The following is a 16,186-nucleotide window of genomic DNA, read 5'->3' as shown; positions in this document are numbered from 1 at the left end:
ACAAAGGGGCAAACCGACATGACCGGGCAAGACAATCCGCTGCTGCAGCCGTGGCAAACCCGTTACCAGCTACCGCCGTTCGGGCAGCTTCGCAGCGAACATTTCGCGCCGGCATTCGCCGTGCTGTTCGACGAACATCTGAATGAAATCGATGCGATCGCAACGAACGCCGATGCACCGGCTTTCGACAATACGGTCGCCGCCTTCGACGCCGCGGGGGCGAAGCTCGACCGCGTGCGGCTCGCGTTCGACAATCTGTGCGCGTCCGAATCGCCGCCGGAACTGCAGGCGGTGGAGCGCGAGATGGCTCCGCGTCTTGCCGCGCACGACAGCCGGGTGGCGATGCACGCCGGCTTTTTCGCGCGGCTCGATGCGGTGCACCGGCAGGCGCAGTCGTTGAACCTCGATGAAGAGCAGCAGCGGCTGCTGCAGCGCGTGCATACCGATTTCATCCGCACGGGCGCGGCGCTCGAAGGTCCGGCGCGCGAACGGTTTGCGGCAATCGCAGTGCAGCTTGCGGAACTGCAAACGCAGTTTTCGCAGAATGTGCTTGCCGACGAATCGTCGTATCAGTTGCAGCTCGCATCGGAAGCGGACCTCGCCGGGCTGCCCGGTTTCCTGCGCGCAGCCGCACGCGGTGCGGCGCGCGAGCGCGGCATGGACGGCCATGTGATTACGCTTGCGCGTTCGCTCGTGCAGCCTTTCCTGACGTTTTCGACGCGCCGCGATTTGCGCGAAACCGCATGGCGAGCATGGACGACGCGCGGCGAAACGGCGGGACGCGACAACCGGCCGTTGGCCCGGCAGATTCTCGCATTGCGCGCGGAGCAGGCGCGCCTGCTCGGTTACGAAAGCTTTGCCGACTACGCGCTGTCCGACCGCATGGCCAGCAACGCGCGTGCCGTCGATCGGCTGTTCAGCCAGGTGTGGGAGCCTGCAAAAGCGAGCGCCGCGCGCGAACGGGCCGCGCTCGTCGAAGAGGCCAGGGCACTCGGCGAGCCGACCGACATCGAGCCGTGGGACTGGTACTACCTGGCCGAAAAGGTACGCGCAGCCCGCTATGCACTCGACGACGCGCAAGTGAAGCCGTATTTCAGCCTCGATGCGATGCTCGATGCGATGTTCGATTGCGCGGGGCGTCTGTTCGGTGTGCAGTTTGTCGAGCAGAGCGGCGTGGAACTGTATCACCGGGACGTGCGCCTATGGGAAGTGCAGCGCGGCGGCGAGCGCGTGGGCGTGTTTCTTGGCGACAACTATGCGCGGCCGAACAAGCAGGGCGGCGCGTGGATGCATATCTATCGCCGGCAGATGCGCAACGGCCGTCATGGCGACGAGGTTCAGCCGATCGTCGTGAACAACAACAACTTCGCGCGCAACGGCGATGGCCCGACGCTGCTGAGCTTCGACGACGTGCGCACGCTGTTTCATGAATTCGGCCATGCGATGCACGGCTTGCTGTCCGATGTGACGTATGGGCGTTTGTCCGGCACAAGCGTGCCGCAGGACTATGTCGAGCTGCCGTCGCAACTGATGGAGAACTGGGCGACCGTACCGGAAGTGCTCGAGAAACATGCGCGCCATGTCGAAACGGGCGAGCCGATACCGGCCGCGCTGATCGAGCGCATTCGCGCGTCGCAGACTTTCAATCAGGGGTTCGAAACGGTGTCGTATGCGTCGTCGGCGTTGATCGATCTGGCGCTGCATCAGCAGAAAGATGCGGCGGATATCGATATCGCACGCTTCGAAGAAGAAGCGCGCGCGCGTCTCGGTGTGCCGCGCGAAGTCGGCATGCGGCACCGTTTGCCGCATTTTTCGCATATCTTCAGCGGGGCGCACTACGCGGCCGGCTACTACGTGTACATGTGGGCCGAGGTGCTCGAAGCGGAGGCGTTCGACGCATTCGAGGAAGCGGGCAATGCGTTCGATCCGCTGCTCGCGGACAAGCTCGCACGCTACGTGTACAGCGCGGGCGATAGCCGCGACGAGCGCGCTGCGTTCCGCGCGTTTCGCGGGCATGATCCGCAAGCGGAGCCGATGTTGCGCAAGCGCGGGTTGCTGGCTGCCTGACGAGGTGCGGCGCCGTCAATCGGCCGGCGCCGCGGGCGTTTCAATCGGAATCACGCGCCGCGATGCCTGCGCGCCACAGCGTCGCAGCAGCTCGCGCAGTTCGTTGATCACGGGAAATACCTCGTGATTCCAGTCGGCGCCCTGTTCGTCGTGCGCCAGTTGCTCGCGTTCGACGGCCCAGCGATCTTCCTTGAAGATGCGCTCGGTGAACCAGATCAGAACCGGCCACGCGACATCGAGCAGCACGCGCATGCGCGGCCGTTTGATCGACACGAGGCCGAACGCGCGTGTCGTGCGCTGTTCGCGGTCGAGCGGCACGTACACGGCCCACAAGTCGAGCATCAACGTCGATCTCGCGTTGCGGATCTGCAGCGTTTGATAAGGGTAGTCGGTGCGCACCGTCATCACGTCGTGGCCGGTCGGGCTGTTTTGCGCGCCCTGTCCAAGCACGACGGCTTCGCCGAGCGGCCGGCTGCCGCCTTCGCGCTCGAGCGTGTAGTCCACTTCGACCCAGTTCTCGCCATGGCGGCGTCCGAGCGAACGCGCGCTCATTTGTCCCATCACGCGGCGGTGCAGAAACTGATGGTTCATATCCATCAGGTTTTCGTGCATGAACGAGTAATGGCACGCGACGTCGCGCGCATAGCGGCGCGTCTTGTACGCGTGATTCGCGATCGAGCCAAGCGCGGGCAGCGGTGTCGATTCGGCCCGTGCCGGGTTGCCCGGAAACACGAACACGAGGCCTTCGAATTCGCGGCACGGATACGCGCGTACGCCGTTCGGCAAGCGCTCGCGGCCCAGGTACGGTATGTTGACGCAGCGGCCCGTGCCGTCGTAGGTCCAGCCGTGATAACAGCAGCGGATCGCTTCGCCGTCGACGACGCCGTCGCGCAGCGGAATCTGCCGGTGCGCGCAGCGGTCTTCGAGCGCGAATACCGTGCCCGATGCGGTGCGCACGAGCACGATCGGCTCACCCGCAAAGCGCACGCCGTGCGTGTGGCCGCGTTTCACTTCGCTCGACCACGCGAGCGGATACCAATGATCGGGATGGATCGGCACGCGCCGGAGATCGCGTGCGGCGACCTCGTTCGCGGGCCGGACGATGCTGCTGCATTCGGATGAACCGGACTCTTGCATGGCGCTCACCTCGACGTGCGACGTCAGCAAATTATGTCTACATGTCGGCACGTCGCGCAACGAAGGGCCTGCGCGCCAGAACTGGCGCGGTGTTGCGCGCTGCGCCGACTGCTCCGGTATGAAACCTGCGGAACGCGCCGCCTGCGAGGCGATCGTTGTGTTGCGTGCGATATCGACATCGTCGCATTCGTCGCATTCGTCGACTCGCGATTCCGCGAGCAGGAGATGCGGCATGTGGGGAACATTGTTTGCTGGCTTGCGTCTTTCGTCTGCAGGAATCAGCACCACCCGACCCCCAACCAACCCCGAGGATTTCGATCGATGCCGCAAGCCTTGTCTCGTCGCGCGCGCAGTGCCGCCGCCTGTTTGTGCTGTTCAGCGTGTTTGTTGACCGGCAGCACCGCGCGCGCGGCCACTGAAAGTGCGGCGCCCGCCGTCGAGGCATCGTCATCGCCTGCTGTGGCGACGCCGCCGGCAAACACCGGAGCAGCCAGTGCGTCCACTGCCGGCACAGCAGGCAAGACCGCGCCGTCGCCGGTCGTGCCCGTGCCGCCGTCCGAGCTCTATGGCGTGCTCTATCGCGATGTCGAACTCGCGCATCTGTTTCCCGACAGCAAGACTTTCGCGGACATGATCCCGAACGATACGCCGTCGCATATCGTGGCCGATTACACTCAACGGAAATCGCAGCGCGGCTTCGAACTGAAGCAGTTCGTCGACGCGCATTTCACGCTGCCGGCGCGCGAAACGAAGCGTTACGTGTCCGATCCGAATCAGAGCGTGACCGCGCATATCGATACGCTGTGGAATGTGCTGCGGCGCGATCCGGATAAAAGCGCGAGCCAATGGTCGTCGTTGTTGCCGCTGCCGTATCCGTATATCGTGCCCGGCGACCGCTTCGACGAGATCTACTACTGGGACTCGTTTTTCATCATGCTCGGGCTCGAAGCGAGCGGCCGCGCCGATCTGCTCGACGACGAGCTCAATAATTTCTCGACGCTTGTCGACCGTTACGGGCACATCCCGAACGGCAACCGTACGTATTATCTGAGCCGCTCGCAGCCGCCGTTCTTCGCGCAGATGGTGCGGCTCACGGCCGGGCGCGACGGCGACGCCGTGTATCTGCACTATCTGCCCGAACTGCTTGCCGAATACCGGTACTGGATGGACGGAGAAGCGCATGTCGCGCGCGGCGGCGCTTATCGCCATCTCGTGAAGCTGCAGGACGGCACGTTGCTGAACCGCTATTGGGACGCACGCGATACGCCGCGCGACGAGTCGTACCGCGAAGACGTCGTCACGGCCCGGCAAACGCCGCAGCGCGATGCGGCCGACCTGTGGCGCAATCTGCGCGCGGGCGGCGAAACCGGCTGGGATTTCAGTTCGCGCTGGTTCGCCGACGGCAAGACGCTCGGCACAGTCGAAGTGACGTCGCTCGTTCCCGTCGATCTGAATAGCCTGTTGACCGATCTCGAACGCACGATCGCACACGCTTATCGGCTAAAGGGAGATGCGGCGCAAGCGGAACGCTTCGAAAAACGGGCATCGGCGCGAGCGGCGGCGATTCGTCGCGTGTTGTGGGATCCGCAATTGCGTGCATTCGGCGATTACGACTTCGACGCGGGGCGGCTTACGCACCGGCTCAGTGCGGCGACCGTTTATCCGCTTTACTTCGGCATCGCCGACAAGGCACAGGCGGCCGCGGTCGCGTCGACGGTGCGTGCGCGGCTGCTGCGAGCCGGCGGCCTTGCTACGACCACGGTGCAATCGGGGCAACAATGGGATGAGCCGAACGGTTGGGCGCCGCTTCAGTATCTGGCGGTGGCCGGCTTGCGCCGTTATGGCCAGTCGGACCTCGCCAGTCAGATTGCGACGCGCTGGGTTCAGACCAACGTCGCCTACTATCAGCGCACCGGCAAGCTCGTCGAAAAATACGATGTCGACGCGAAGGCCGGTGCGACCGCGGCGGGAGGCGGCGAATATCCGCTGCAGGACGGCTTCGGCTGGACAAACGGCGTACTGCGCACGCTGATGGCGATGTATCCGGCTGCGGTGCGATCGACGCGGCCTGTCGATGTGCCGGAAGGGCCGCGCGGCGTGTCGGAAGCGGCGTCGTCGGCGGCGGCCGCGCCGCAGACGACGCATCGCTTGCAGGAAACGCCGGGGAAATAGCGCTCGCGGCAAGGGCGGCTTGCGTTGCACCTGGCCTGTCGGCGCCGCGTCGAAGCGTGATGGGCGCGAGTATCGGGGGGCGCCGCAGTTGCTTTACACGGCCAGCCACGCCGCGATAAAAAAGCCGACACCGATCAGCGCGATCGCGCCGGTCATCGTCTGCAGCCACTTCTTTTTCGTCAGTAGCGTGATCGCTGCGAGTGCGATCGAGATCTGGATCAGCGTCGTCGCTTGCGCCCAGCGATGATGCTGGTGCTGCAGCGACTCGCTGGTCTCATTGTCTTTCTTCGCTTCGTTTTCGAGCGATTCGGCCTTGGCGCGAATCGGTTCCTTGTCGGCGGCATAGCGTTGTTCGTCGACGACGAATTTCGCGTGCGCCGTGGACGAAGCATCGCTCAATGCGGCGCCGAGTTCGGCGAGGTTCTGCTTTTGGCCCTTGGCCTGGTAGTACGCCCACTGGTCCGACGCTTCGGTCTTGCGGATGGCAGCCTCGTTCTTGTAGAAGAGCGCGAGATTCTCGTTCGCGCCGCTCTGGTACGACGCGATCGCGCCGACGCTCGCGAGGATCGCCGTCATGACCGCGATGCGCGACGCGCTGGGACCGGCGGCATGGCCGCTCGCGTGCTCGACCGCATGGTCGTGCGGGCCGTGGACTTCGTATTCGTCGGACATCGCTCGGGTCTCGCGCAAAAAGGCGCCAGCATAACGCATGGACCTTGCGTCGACGTATTGCGAATGCCGTGATCGGGTGTCGGGCCGAATGCGCAAGTTCGTAATCTGCAGACGGTGACGCCGGTCGTAAACGTTCGGACCGTCGAAACAATTGCATTCGAAATACGCAAAGGTCCTTTCTCGTTATAAGGGTTTTCCCTAGGGATTCGCGTCGCTATAGTGGTACCCAACAGTCACAGACAAGTTCTGTCGTGGCTTCGTCAACGGCTTTGGGAGGTATTTCATGAAATCGTTTATCAGCGCAATCGCGGTCGCTGCGGTGCTTGCCACCCCCGTGGTGTCGTTCGCTCAGTCGAACGGGCCGGTCACGCGTGCCCAGGTGCGTGCGGAACTCGCGCAGGTGCAGAAGGCGGAAAGAGGCGCGACCTTGTGGAATACGGGCGACGCACACTATCCGGACGGACTCGCGGCTGCCGAATCGCAAGTGATCGCGCAAAACGGCGCGTCGCAAACGAGCGGTTATGGCCCTGCAACGAATGGCACGTCGCAGTCGGGTCGTGCTCAGGTTCCGCAAGCGGCGGGACGCGGCAACGACTGGTTGAAGGCTTCGGGTTCCTACGACCATCCCTAAGCTTCGCGAAGCTTGTTTCGAATGCGGTTGCAGGTCGCAGTCGCAGGTTGAACTTGAAGCGGAAGACCGCGTCGGCAGCTTGCCTGCGGTCTTTTCGCATCAGGACCTGGCCGTGGCCTTTTTCGCGGGAGTTTTCTTCGCAGCAATCTTTTTTGCGGCAGTCTGTTTTGTCGCAGCCTTTTTGGCGGCACTCCGCGCGACGCTCCTGACTGCATGGTCGTCTGCCTTGCGCGTGTCGAGTTTCAGTTCGACCCATGCCGGTGCATGGTCGCTCGCATGCGCTTCGCCTCGCACCCATTTGTCGACGCCCGCATTGCGCAGCGCCGGCGCCACCGGCGCGCTCAGCAGCAGATGATCGATGCGCAGGCCCGAATTCGTTTCCCAATGCCGCCTGAAGTAATCCCAGAACGTGAATATCTTCTCGTCGGGATAGCGCTTGCGCAGTGCATCGGTCCAACCCTGTTCGAGCAGGCGCGCATAGCATTCGCGGCTTTCGGGCTGCAACAGCGCGTCCTTCAACCAGGAGCGCGGATTGTAGATATCGAAGTCGGTCGGCACGACGTTATAGTCGCCGGCCAGTACGACTGGATGGCCGCTGTCGAAAAGCGTCTGCGCGTAAGCGATCAGGCGTTCGAACCATTCGAGCTTGTAGTCGAATTTTGGACCAGGCTGCGGGTTGCCGTTCGGCAGATACAGGCAGCCGACCAGCAAACCGTTGACGGCCGCTTCGATATAACGGCTATGCGTATCGGCGTCGCCGCCGGGCAGTCCGCGCCGCGTCTCGGTGGGCTTCACGCCTTTGGCCAGTATCGCGACGCCGTTCCACGCCGTCTGCCCATGCCAGATCGCGCCATAACCGGCATCGCGCAGTTCGGCTTCCGGAAACGCGCTATCGGGCGCCTTCAGTTCCTGCAGGCACGCAATATCGGGCTGCTCTTTCTCGAGCCATGTGATGAGCGAGGGCAAACGCGAGCGAATGCCGTTGATATTGAAAGTGGCGAGCTTCATGAGAGCGCACCGCCGCAAGTGCCATGCCTGTACGATGCGCTCGATGGGCCTGCATCGTCAATCGCGATGCAGGCCCGTGCCAGGCCTGTGCGGGCCATGCAGGCCCATAGCAGGCCCATGCAGAGCCATGCAGAGCGATAGGCGCCGCTAGCGAAGCTAAGCCTTCCGCAGATGCGGGCCGATCAGCGACAGATCGGCCGGACCGAGCCGTTCGCTCGCTGTCCACGTCTGATGCCAGTACGGATAGATGAGCGGCGGCAGGCTTACCTCGTCGAGACGCGCGCGCTGTTCGGCGGTGAGCTTCAGATTCGCCGCGGCGAGGTTGTCGCGCAGCTGATCGTGGTTGCGCCCGCCGATGACCACCGACGAAACCGCCGGGCGGCCGAACAGCCACGCGAGCGCGACCTGCGCGCCCGACACGTCGTGCTCGGCCGCGACGTCGACGAGCACGTCGACGATATTCCACAGCCGTTCCGCGTCGCGGATCGGCGGTTCGGTCCAGCCCGCGAGCTGGCGCGTGCCCTCCGGCGTCGTATCGCGGCGATGCTTGCCCGACAGCAAGCCGCCCGCAAGCGGACTCCAGACCAGAATCCCGAGCCCCTGATCCTGCGCGATCGGCGCGAGTTCATATTCGGCTTCGCGCGCTTCGAGCGTGTAATGGATCTGTTGGCTGATGAAGCGCGGCAAGCGGTCGCGCTCGCTGATATGCAGCGCCTTCATCAGATGCCAGCCCGAATAGTTCGAGCATCCCACATAGCGGATCTTGCCTTGCCGCACGAGCAGGTCCAGCGCTTCGAGCGTTTCTTCGAGCGGCGTGATGCCGTCCCACTCGTGCACCTGGTAAAGGTCGATGACGTCGGTGTTGAGGCGCTTCAGGCTCGCCTCGCATGCGCGCACGAGGTGATAGCGCGACAGTCCGCGATCGTTCGGGCCGTCGCCCATCGCAAAGCGCGCCTTGGACGCGATCAGCACGCCGTTCTTGCGCTTGCCGCCAAGCGCGGCGCCGACGATCTCCTCGGACGCGCCATCGGAATAGACATCGGCGGTATCGATCAGATTGACCCCGGCATCGAGGCACAGATCGATTTGCCGGCGCGCTTCGTCGAGGCCGACGTCGCCGACGCTCGCGAATTTGCCCTTGCCGCCCATTGTCATCGTGCCGAGCGTGATGGTCGACACCATGAGGCCCGAGCGGCCAAGCTGACGGTATTCCATGATCTGACAGTCTCCGTGTTCAGAGGATTGATGTGACAGTTGTGTGATGCTTGCTGTATCGCCTTCGATATCGAAGCATCGTGTAAGGCGTCGTTGCGGCGCTTGCGGTGATCGCGGCCTTCGAGCCCGCTGTCACTATAGGCGAAATGGCTCTGATTTTTTTCCATAAGGAAAATTGGCCGCGAGTACGGGACGTCAGTTCCCGTCGTCGATGCGCTTTGGCGTGGGTCGAGCAAACGCCCGGTCAATGACCGGTGGCGGCCAGCACCGGTTCCTTTTCGACGGAAAGCTCGCTCGCGTCGACCGGGCGTTGATAGAGAAAGCCTTGGCCGAACGGCACGCCGAGCTCGCGCAGCGCCGCATGCTGTGCTTCGGTTTCGACGCCTTCGGCGATCACTTCCATGCCGAAGTGTCTGGAGACGGCGGCAATGGCCTTGATCAGCGCGGTGCCGCCTTTGTCGATCTGCCGTACGAACTGGCCGTCGATCTTCACGTAATCGAAAGGAAAGCGGCCGAGCAGATCGAGATTGCTGTGCTGCGTGCCGAAGTCGTCGATCGCGAACCGCACGCCGCGCGCTTTCAATACATCGAAAATGGCTTGCGTGCGCGGCTGCCTTGCAAGCAGAAAGCGTTCGGTCAATTCGAGAATTAGCGTGACGCCTGGCGGAAGCGCATCGTTTACCGCCAGAACATCGGCCACGAAGTCTTTGCGCTGCAGATCCATCGGCGCGACGTTGACCGCGACGCGCAGCGGCCGGATCGCCGTTTTCTGCGCGATATCGGCAGCGGCGGTGCGCAGCGCGAATCGCGTGATCTGGGCGAGCAGCGGGCTGCGTTCGACCTGCGTCATGAACACCGACGGGCTGACCGAGCCCCAGCGCGGATGCGTCCAGCGAATCAGCGCTTCGACGCCGACGATGCGCCGCGTCTCGATCTCGACCACGGGCTGATACACGACATGCAGTTGTCCGAGCCGCAAGCCGCGCCGTACCGCGGCGAGCAACTGGCGCTGCGGCGCCAGCGCGAGCAGGGCAATCGCCGCGATCAGCAGGTCGAACAGAATCGCGAGCGCGCCGAACAGCAGCCCGTAGCGCCAGTGCATCTGCGTTGCGAGCGCGGCCGATGCGAGCACCGCGATCGAGAACGGCCATTGCGTCGAATAGACGCGCGTGCCGATCCTGCCTGGCGTTTTGATCGCCGGGATGAATTCGCCTTTGTCGTTGAGCACGCCCGAGCCCGGCATTGACAGAAAGACCTGTTGCGCGCCGTAGCGTATGCCGTGTGAAAGCGCATCGGCCACATAGGCGCCTTCGAGCGTGTATTGCACGCCTGCGCCGTCGCCTGTGGGTTCGTACATCGAAATAACTGGCGTGCCGGGCTGAAAGGGCGTGCCCGCAAGCAGATTGACGATCACGCCGTGCGAGTCGGGCGTGCCGCGCGGCACATACGACGAGAGCGGCACGCTCAACGGACCCATCGACGACGAGCAATAGAGCGTGTCGTTATCGACGAGGTTGATCGAACGCACATACTGGACGTAGGTTTCGAGCTCGGAGAGTTGCAGCGAGATTTTCGCGCAGCGTTCGCCGACCAGTTCGCGTAACGCGTCGCGGCGTCCGGTCCGCACGCTAGTTAACATTCGGTCGAGCGACTCGACCATGTCATGGCCGATCAGGCTTTCGCGCTCCGCGACTTCGTGGTCCGCGTAGTGTTCGCCCCAAAGCACGGCACCTGCCGTGACGCCAAGACAACACAGCGCGGCAATGGCGAGCGCGAGGCGCGGCGCGACGTTGCGCTTCACGCTCGCTTCTTCTTGCGGCTCGGAGAATTTCCCCTCAGCGGAGTTCGACGGATCGTACATGGTCGCGTGACGACTAGGCTTGGCCCGCACCGGTCGCGGCGGGATGCTGTCCGTTGAGTGGAGACGACGCGGTATTGTACCCGCGCAAGCTGACGGCAACGCCGCGATGTGCACGTTCGGCGATAGCGGGCGTTGCGTTTGAGGGACGGCCCGGTTAGTGGGCCGGTTAACCGGTCGGCTAACGGGCCGGTTAGCGGCCCGGCCGGGCGCCGCGTTGAGTCGGCATTACCCGCATGCACCAATTTCGCCGCACGCGGTGCAAAAGTCGCAGCCGTCCTTGCGAATCACCGCGTTAGCGCCGCAAATGCCGCATTTGCGGCCGTGCATCGAACGCAAGCCGTGCAGCGCGGGCTCGTCTTGCGGTTGTAGCGCTTCGTCCGCCGCGGCCGCTTGATGTTGCTGTTGTTGCGCGTTCAGATTCGCCGAGATCGGTAAAGGCAATCCGTGCGTATGCGGCAGACGCGCGAGCAGCCGCGACGGCACCTGATTGCCTTCGGCATCGAGAAAGCCTCGCCGGTGCAGAATCTGCTGCAACGCATAGGCGAGCGCCGCGACTTCCGAATCGTGCCAGCGCGGCGAGCGCGTGCCGTCGAGACGTTGCACGTCGCCAAGGCGCACCTGGCCTCGGTCCCAGGAAACCTTACGCAAATCCTGCAGATTGCGTGCGACGAAGCCGCCGCGCGCGGCCAGCGACAGCGAGCGCATGGTCGCGGTGATCCATTGCTGCGATTCGTCGCGCTGGCCGGCCGGGATAAAGAATTCGATCGGCCGCTCGATCGTCACGTCGGCGCCGCCGATGCGTCCCGTCACTTCCATGAACGACACCGCGAGGTATAGCGACTTCTTGCCCGCCTGCGTCAGGTATTCGACCTTCTCGATGATCGCGGGCATTTCGCCCTTGGGCCGATGATCGATTGCGATTCGCAGCGGGTCGAGGCCAGTCTCGGCGATCGCATCGGCCGGTTGCGGCGTGTCGACCGACAGCACCGCGCCGAGCGTTTCGTTCGGCCGATAGGTCGCGAGACCCTTGAGGCCGCCTTTCCATGCGTCGAAATAAAGGCTTTCGAATGCTTCGAACGGGTAATCGGCAGGCACGTTGACGGTTTTGGAAATCGACGTGTCGATATAGGGCTGCACTGCGGCCATCATGTCGAGGTGATCGCGCGCGGACATTTCGAGGGCGCTCACGAAGTAGCCGGGCAAGCGCTCGACGTCGCCGCCGAGTTCGCGATAAAGCCGGTACGCGTGGTCCTCCACCGCGAACGACGCGCGGCTGCCGTCGGGCATCACTTTCATTCGCGTATACGTCCACGAAAACGCCGGTTCGATACCGTTCGACGCGTTGTCGGCGAACGCAAGGCTGACCGTGCCGGTCGGGGCGATCGACAGCAGGTGGCTGTTGCGAATGCCGTGCTTGCGGATCGCATCTTTCACATCGTCGGGCAGACGCGATGCGAACGTGCCTTCGTCGAGATACTGCGCGGCATCGAAGCGCGGAAACGCACCGCGTTCGCGCGCGAGTTCGACCGATGCCCGATACGCTTCGTCGCGCATCAGGCGCGCGACTTTCGCCGCGAATTCTCGGCCTTCGGCCGAGTCGTAACGCAGGCCGAGCATCACGAGCGTATCGCCGAGGCCCGTGAAGCCGACGCCGATGCGGCGCTTTGCGCGCGACTCGGCGTATTGCTCCTCGAGCGGCCACAGCGTGACGTCGAGCACGTCGTCGAGAAAGCGCACCTGCGTGCGCGTGCGCGCGGCGAGCGCGTCCCAGTCGAAGGACGGCATGCGGCCTTGCATCTGCGCGAACGGATCGGCGACGAAGCGCGTGAGATTGAGCGGTCCGAGGTTGCAGCAGCCGTACGACGGCAGCGGCTGTTCGCCGCACGGATTCGTCGCGCGGATCGATTCGATCGCGCGCAGATTGTTGTCGTCGTTCATGCGCGACATGAATACGATGCCGGGCTCGGCGACATCGTAGGTCGAGCGCATGATCCTGTTCCAGATGTCGCGCGCGCGATGCTCGCCATATACCCACAGGCCGTCGGCGCGCTGGCGCATGTCGCCCGATGCGCGCATCGACGGCGACGGTTCCGCGCGATGCACGAGCTGCCACGGCAGGTCGTTTTCGACGGCTTGCATGAATGCGTCTGTGACGGCCACGGATACGTTGAAGTTGTTCCAGCGTCCCTTCGAATGCTTCGCTTCGATAAAATCGAGCAGATCCGGGTGCGAGCAATCGAGCACGGCCATTTGCGCGCCGCGCCGCGAGCCGGCGCTTTCGACCGTGCGGCACGAGGCGTCGAACACATCGATATAGCTGCACGGGCCGGAGGCCGATGAGCTCGTTGTATGCACGCGCGCGCCGCGCGGGCGGATCGCCGAAAAGTTGTAGCCGACGCCGCCGCCGCGCCGCATCGTTTCGGCCGCCTGCAGCAGCGCAACATAAATGCCGGGCAGGCCTTCTTCGTCGACGCCCTGAATGCTGTCGCCGACCGGCTGCACGAAACAGTTGATCAGCGTCGCCGCGATGCCGGTGCCGGCCGCGCTCATGATGCGGCCCGCGCCCAGCGCGCCGTGCCGCAGGTTGTCGGCGAAACGCTCTTCGATCTGCGCGCGCAATGCTTCGGGTTCGGCCGTCGCCACGCCGCGCGCAACGCGGCGGTAAACATCGTCCGCATTGCGCTCGTCGCCTTTCGCGTACTTTTCGAGCAGCACGTCGAGCGAAAACTGTTGGGGCGCGATGGCGTGGTCGAGCGGGCGGATTTCGTTGTCGGTGTCGGCCATGGGCAGTCTCCAGGCGCCATTGCGCACGGTGCGCAACGGCGCGATCAGAGCCACCTTAACGCAGACAGCGGGGCACTGCAATGCAGAGCCCTGCTGTTGCGCATGCTTTTGCCGCATCCTCGATCACTGCCGCCACCTGCCGCAGCCGCACTCAACTGCCGAAATAGATGTTGCAGAAGCTGACGGGGCCGACACAGTTCGAATGCATCGCCGCGTGCCGGTGCATTCTGGAACCCGTTGCCGACGTGCCTTGCGCAACGCCGCCGTACGAGGAGTCCTGCTGGGCCGCGATCTTTGCATCGGCAGCCTGAATGTCGGCCGGATAGTGCACGTCTTCGCCGGTCGACGGGTTGTATCCCGCCTGTTCGACGCGAACCAGGTCGGCTCGTACTTCGGCGCGCGTGACCGGATCGTTCGTTTGCGCGTGAGCCGCGATCGGACCGGCGAGCAGGGTAGCGGCGAGCATGGCGGCAACAGTGAGCTTGTTCATTAGTTGGACTCCTTAACGAGTGAGTTGAAGGTTGGAAGCCGGTCGTGAAGTGGGCTTCCAGCACGTAACTTGATTCGATCCAGCATCGGAAATGCGTTTCGGCTCTACTCAACCGCGCTTGCGCACTTGCGATGGGTGAAATTTAGTTTTGGAGCGGGGAGGCGTAAAGGGATACGATGGTCGCCGCTGATGCGACTAGCGGCAGGCTTGCCGATACCTTGGATCAAGCGAAGCAGCGCGGGCGTTGCGGCGCGGTAAACGGACTATACGTTCGGATAATGGGCATGGCGCGCGAACTATCCGTTCGCACAAGCCGATTGCACCACGCGATACGCGAAACGCGATCGCGGCCGCCGGGCGTGGATGCCGCGGCAGCGAGGAACAGCATGGGCGGCAGTCCGCATGCGGCAGCTCACTGAACGGCCACTTCCTCGGCGACGTCGAAGTGCGCCATATAGTCGCGATAGCGTTCGCGTTCTTCCTCGGCTCGCAGACCGAAGTCGTCGAAGCGGTAGACGTTCTTGCCGTAGCCGCCGGTCGGCTTGCGCGCGATCTGCTCCTCCAGCCGATCGCGATATGCCGCCGTGAGCTCGAGCTCGAAGTGATCGTAAATCTGCCGTATCGTGTCGAGCGGCGCGGCCGTGAGCGCCCTGTAGTGCACGTGAAACACATGCTTGTCCGGCCATAGGCCGCGCGCGTCGGCTGCGATAATGTGTTGTGCGCCGTTTGCCCAGTCGGAGCTGATCTGCTGGCCGATGGCATGCCTGTCGATGTGCCGCGCAAACGGCTTGCGCAGCACTTCCGTTAGCCGCGCGACCGACGGCAGCACTTTCAGCGGATCGCGATGCGTGAAGATCACGCGCGCGTCGGGGTAGACCTCGCGCAGCGCTTCCATCGCGAACACGTGGTCGGGGCACTTCAGCACGCAGCGCGTCGCGCGCGGCCCCTGCAGATGCTGCAGGAAGCGCCGGTGCGTGCGATACCCCTGTACGTGGCCGGCCTGTTGCACCCAACGTTTGTACGACGGCACGTGGTAAATCGTCTCGAAGCGCAGACTGCGAAAACTGTGCGCGGTGAACTCCGTGCATTCCTGCGGCGTCAGTGCAGTGAACGGGTGGACGTTATGCAGATCGGGCGCAAGCCGATGGAAGAAATCGAACTGGCGCTGCACCTTGCGCGGGCCTGCGCGGCGCCCGGCGGCAGGATGGTCCGGATAGGGGTAGATGGCCTGCCAGCAGCGCGGCGCAAAGCTGGCGTCGTCTTCGGCGAGCAGCGAGTGGAGAAACGACGAACCGCTGCGCGGCATGCCGAGCACGAACACCGGTTGCGCGATCGGCCGCTCGAGAATGCCGGGATCGGCAAGTTCCCTGTCGCGCAGAATGAGCAGATTCGTGAGTAGGCGCAGGTTGTCCCAGTGTGTCGAAACGCGACCGAACAGGCTCAGGTCCGCTTCCTCATAGACTGCCGTCTGCAACTGTTCCAGCGCGTCCTCGATCGGCTCGGCGCCGAAATCGTGCAGCCCCGTTTTTGCGCATGCGCTCGACAGCAATTCGGCTGCGGAAAGCCGGGAATTCGTTAGCGCGAGCCGCGAGATGCTATGCGTGCTGTGTATCCATTGTTTTAACAAGGTACTCTCCCGCATCCTGCCGGTTTGTGTAGCGTGAACTGCTCAGGGCTTGTCTTCACTACGTACGCGCAGCCGCCGTGCGGACCGGATCGACTCGTTCTGCGATCCTGTCGAATTGCGGAAAGAGGCCACGCAATCCATTTGATGCCGGTGTACTGGAATCATTCTAGTTCATCGGGTCGAATCAATTCAGTGCGGGACGAGATTCGCTTGCCTGGCGCGGGCGGCCGGGAAACGATGCGGTCTGCGACGGAGGTCGATCGTCGCTGCAACGACGGCTACGCGAAAGGGCGCTGAAGTCGCGCCGAGGCGCTGTCGAATGGATACCGTAGCGGATACCGAAGCGATGCGGACAGTGGACGAAGCGAACGAAATGGCACAAATCGCGCGATCGACCGCATTCGCGACTCGTTACTGTGGTAGCGCGCATCGCACCGGCACGAGGCAAGCAAATGATTGCGATAGTCAAGCGCGCGGCCCCGTTCGGGATAACGAGCTACGGCCGGGCGAAAGCGCTCGGGT

General features: G+C 63.7%; 11 protein-coding genes. 3 read left to right on the top strand and 8 right to left on the bottom strand.

Features of this window, described 5'->3' with window-relative positions; all coding sequences use genetic code 11:
• Positions 1 to 18 precede the first annotated feature (18 nt).
• Positions 19 to 2,067: a M3 family metallopeptidase gene (locus QYH69_RS25080; RefSeq protein ID WP_308834429.1), complete on the top strand. Its 2,049-nt coding sequence runs from the start codon at positions 19 to 21 to the stop codon at positions 2,065 to 2,067.
• 15 nt (positions 2,068 to 2,082) lie between these two features.
• Here QYH69_RS25080 and QYH69_RS25075 read toward each other — a convergent pair whose 3' ends face one another.
• The gene (locus QYH69_RS25075) at positions 2,083 to 3,204 is read right to left on the bottom strand and encodes an aromatic ring-hydroxylating dioxygenase subunit alpha (RefSeq protein ID WP_308834499.1); all 1,122 of its coding nucleotides are present in this window, start codon (positions 3,202 to 3,204) and stop codon (positions 2,083 to 2,085) included.
• Between the two features lie 321 nt (positions 3,205 to 3,525).
• Between QYH69_RS25075 and treF the strand changes: the two genes are divergently transcribed.
• Positions 3,526 to 5,376, top strand: coding sequence for an alpha,alpha-trehalase TreF (treF, locus tag QYH69_RS25070; protein ID WP_308834428.1), 1,851 nt, complete (start codon positions 3,526 to 3,528; stop codon positions 5,374 to 5,376).
• Between the two features lie 93 nt (positions 5,377 to 5,469).
• On the opposite strand, the gene QYH69_RS25065 is transcribed toward treF, so the two are convergent.
• Positions 5,470 to 6,048 carry a DUF4337 domain-containing protein gene (locus QYH69_RS25065; protein WP_308834427.1) on the bottom strand — a complete coding sequence of 193 codons (579 nt, stop codon included), beginning with the start codon at positions 6,046 to 6,048 and terminating at the stop codon, positions 5,470 to 5,472.
• 283 nt (positions 6,049 to 6,331) lie between these two features.
• On the opposite strand from QYH69_RS25065, the gene QYH69_RS25060 reads away from it, so the two are divergent.
• Complete coding sequence (locus tag QYH69_RS25060) at positions 6,332 to 6,679, top strand: DUF4148 domain-containing protein (RefSeq protein ID WP_308834426.1); 348 nt, start codon at positions 6,332 to 6,334, stop codon at positions 6,677 to 6,679.
• 99 nt (positions 6,680 to 6,778) lie between these two features.
• Here QYH69_RS25060 and xth read toward each other — a convergent pair whose 3' ends face one another.
• From xth to QYH69_RS25030, 6 genes are all read right to left on the bottom strand, one after another.
• Positions 6,779 to 7,687 (bottom strand): exodeoxyribonuclease III, encoded by a 909-nt coding sequence (xth, locus tag QYH69_RS25055; RefSeq protein WP_308834425.1) that lies wholly within the window; start codon positions 7,685 to 7,687, stop codon positions 6,779 to 6,781.
• Positions 7,688 to 7,843: 156 nt separating this feature from the next.
• The gene (locus QYH69_RS25050) at positions 7,844 to 8,902 is read right to left on the bottom strand and encodes an aldo/keto reductase (RefSeq protein ID WP_308834424.1); all 1,059 of its coding nucleotides are present in this window, start codon (positions 8,900 to 8,902) and stop codon (positions 7,844 to 7,846) included.
• 244 nt (positions 8,903 to 9,146) lie between these two features.
• The gene (locus QYH69_RS25045) at positions 9,147 to 10,703 is read right to left on the bottom strand and encodes an EAL domain-containing protein (protein WP_308834423.1); all 1,557 of its coding nucleotides are present in this window, start codon (positions 10,701 to 10,703) and stop codon (positions 9,147 to 9,149) included.
• 285 nt (positions 10,704 to 10,988) lie between these two features.
• Entirely contained in the window at positions 10,989 to 13,547 is a 2,559-nt protein-coding gene (locus QYH69_RS25040; protein WP_308834422.1) for an adenosylcobalamin-dependent ribonucleoside-diphosphate reductase, read from the bottom strand.
• A 151-nt stretch (positions 13,548 to 13,698) separates the two neighbouring features.
• Positions 13,699 to 14,037 carry a DUF4148 domain-containing protein gene (locus QYH69_RS25035; RefSeq protein WP_308834421.1) on the bottom strand — a complete coding sequence of 113 codons (339 nt, stop codon included), beginning with the start codon at positions 14,035 to 14,037 and terminating at the stop codon, positions 13,699 to 13,701.
• A gap of 412 nt (positions 14,038 to 14,449) precedes the next feature.
• Positions 14,450 to 15,664, bottom strand: a complete 1,215-nt coding sequence (locus QYH69_RS25030; RefSeq protein WP_308834420.1) for a sulfotransferase — start codon at positions 15,662 to 15,664, stop codon at positions 14,450 to 14,452.
• Between the last annotated feature and the right edge of the window lie 522 nt (positions 15,665 to 16,186).

The organism is Paraburkholderia sp. SARCC-3016, assembly GCF_031119615.1.
Lineage (GTDB): Bacteria > Pseudomonadota > Gammaproteobacteria > Burkholderiales > Burkholderiaceae > Paraburkholderia.
Note: the sequence above shows the minus strand (reverse complement) of the source record. Positions and strands in the feature narration are given on the sequence as shown.

What these genes read in the sequence shown, in the direction of transcription:
- QYH69_RS25080 (WP_308834429.1), top strand. Translation starts at nt 19, where the DNA reads ATGACCGGGCAAGACAATCCGCTGCTGCAGCCGTGGCAAACCCGTTAC.
- QYH69_RS25075 (WP_308834499.1), bottom strand. Translation starts at nt 3,204, where the DNA reads ATGCAAGAGTCCGGTTCATCCGAATGCAGCAGCATCGTCCGGCCCGCG.
- treF (WP_308834428.1), top strand. Translation starts at nt 3,526, where the DNA reads ATGCCGCAAGCCTTGTCTCGTCGCGCGCGCAGTGCCGCCGCCTGTTTG.
- QYH69_RS25065 (WP_308834427.1), bottom strand. Translation starts at nt 6,048, where the DNA reads ATGTCCGACGAATACGAAGTCCACGGCCCGCACGACCATGCGGTCGAG.
- QYH69_RS25060 (WP_308834426.1), top strand. Translation starts at nt 6,332, where the DNA reads ATGAAATCGTTTATCAGCGCAATCGCGGTCGCTGCGGTGCTTGCCACC.
- xth (WP_308834425.1), bottom strand. Translation starts at nt 7,687, where the DNA reads ATGAAGCTCGCCACTTTCAATATCAACGGCATTCGCTCGCGTTTGCCC.
- QYH69_RS25050 (WP_308834424.1), bottom strand. Translation starts at nt 8,902, where the DNA reads ATGGAATACCGTCAGCTTGGCCGCTCGGGCCTCATGGTGTCGACCATC.
- QYH69_RS25040 (WP_308834422.1), bottom strand. Translation starts at nt 13,547, where the DNA reads ATGGCCGACACCGACAACGAAATCCGCCCGCTCGACCACGCCATCGCG.
- QYH69_RS25035 (WP_308834421.1), bottom strand. Translation starts at nt 14,037, where the DNA reads ATGAACAAGCTCACTGTTGCCGCCATGCTCGCCGCTACCCTGCTCGCC.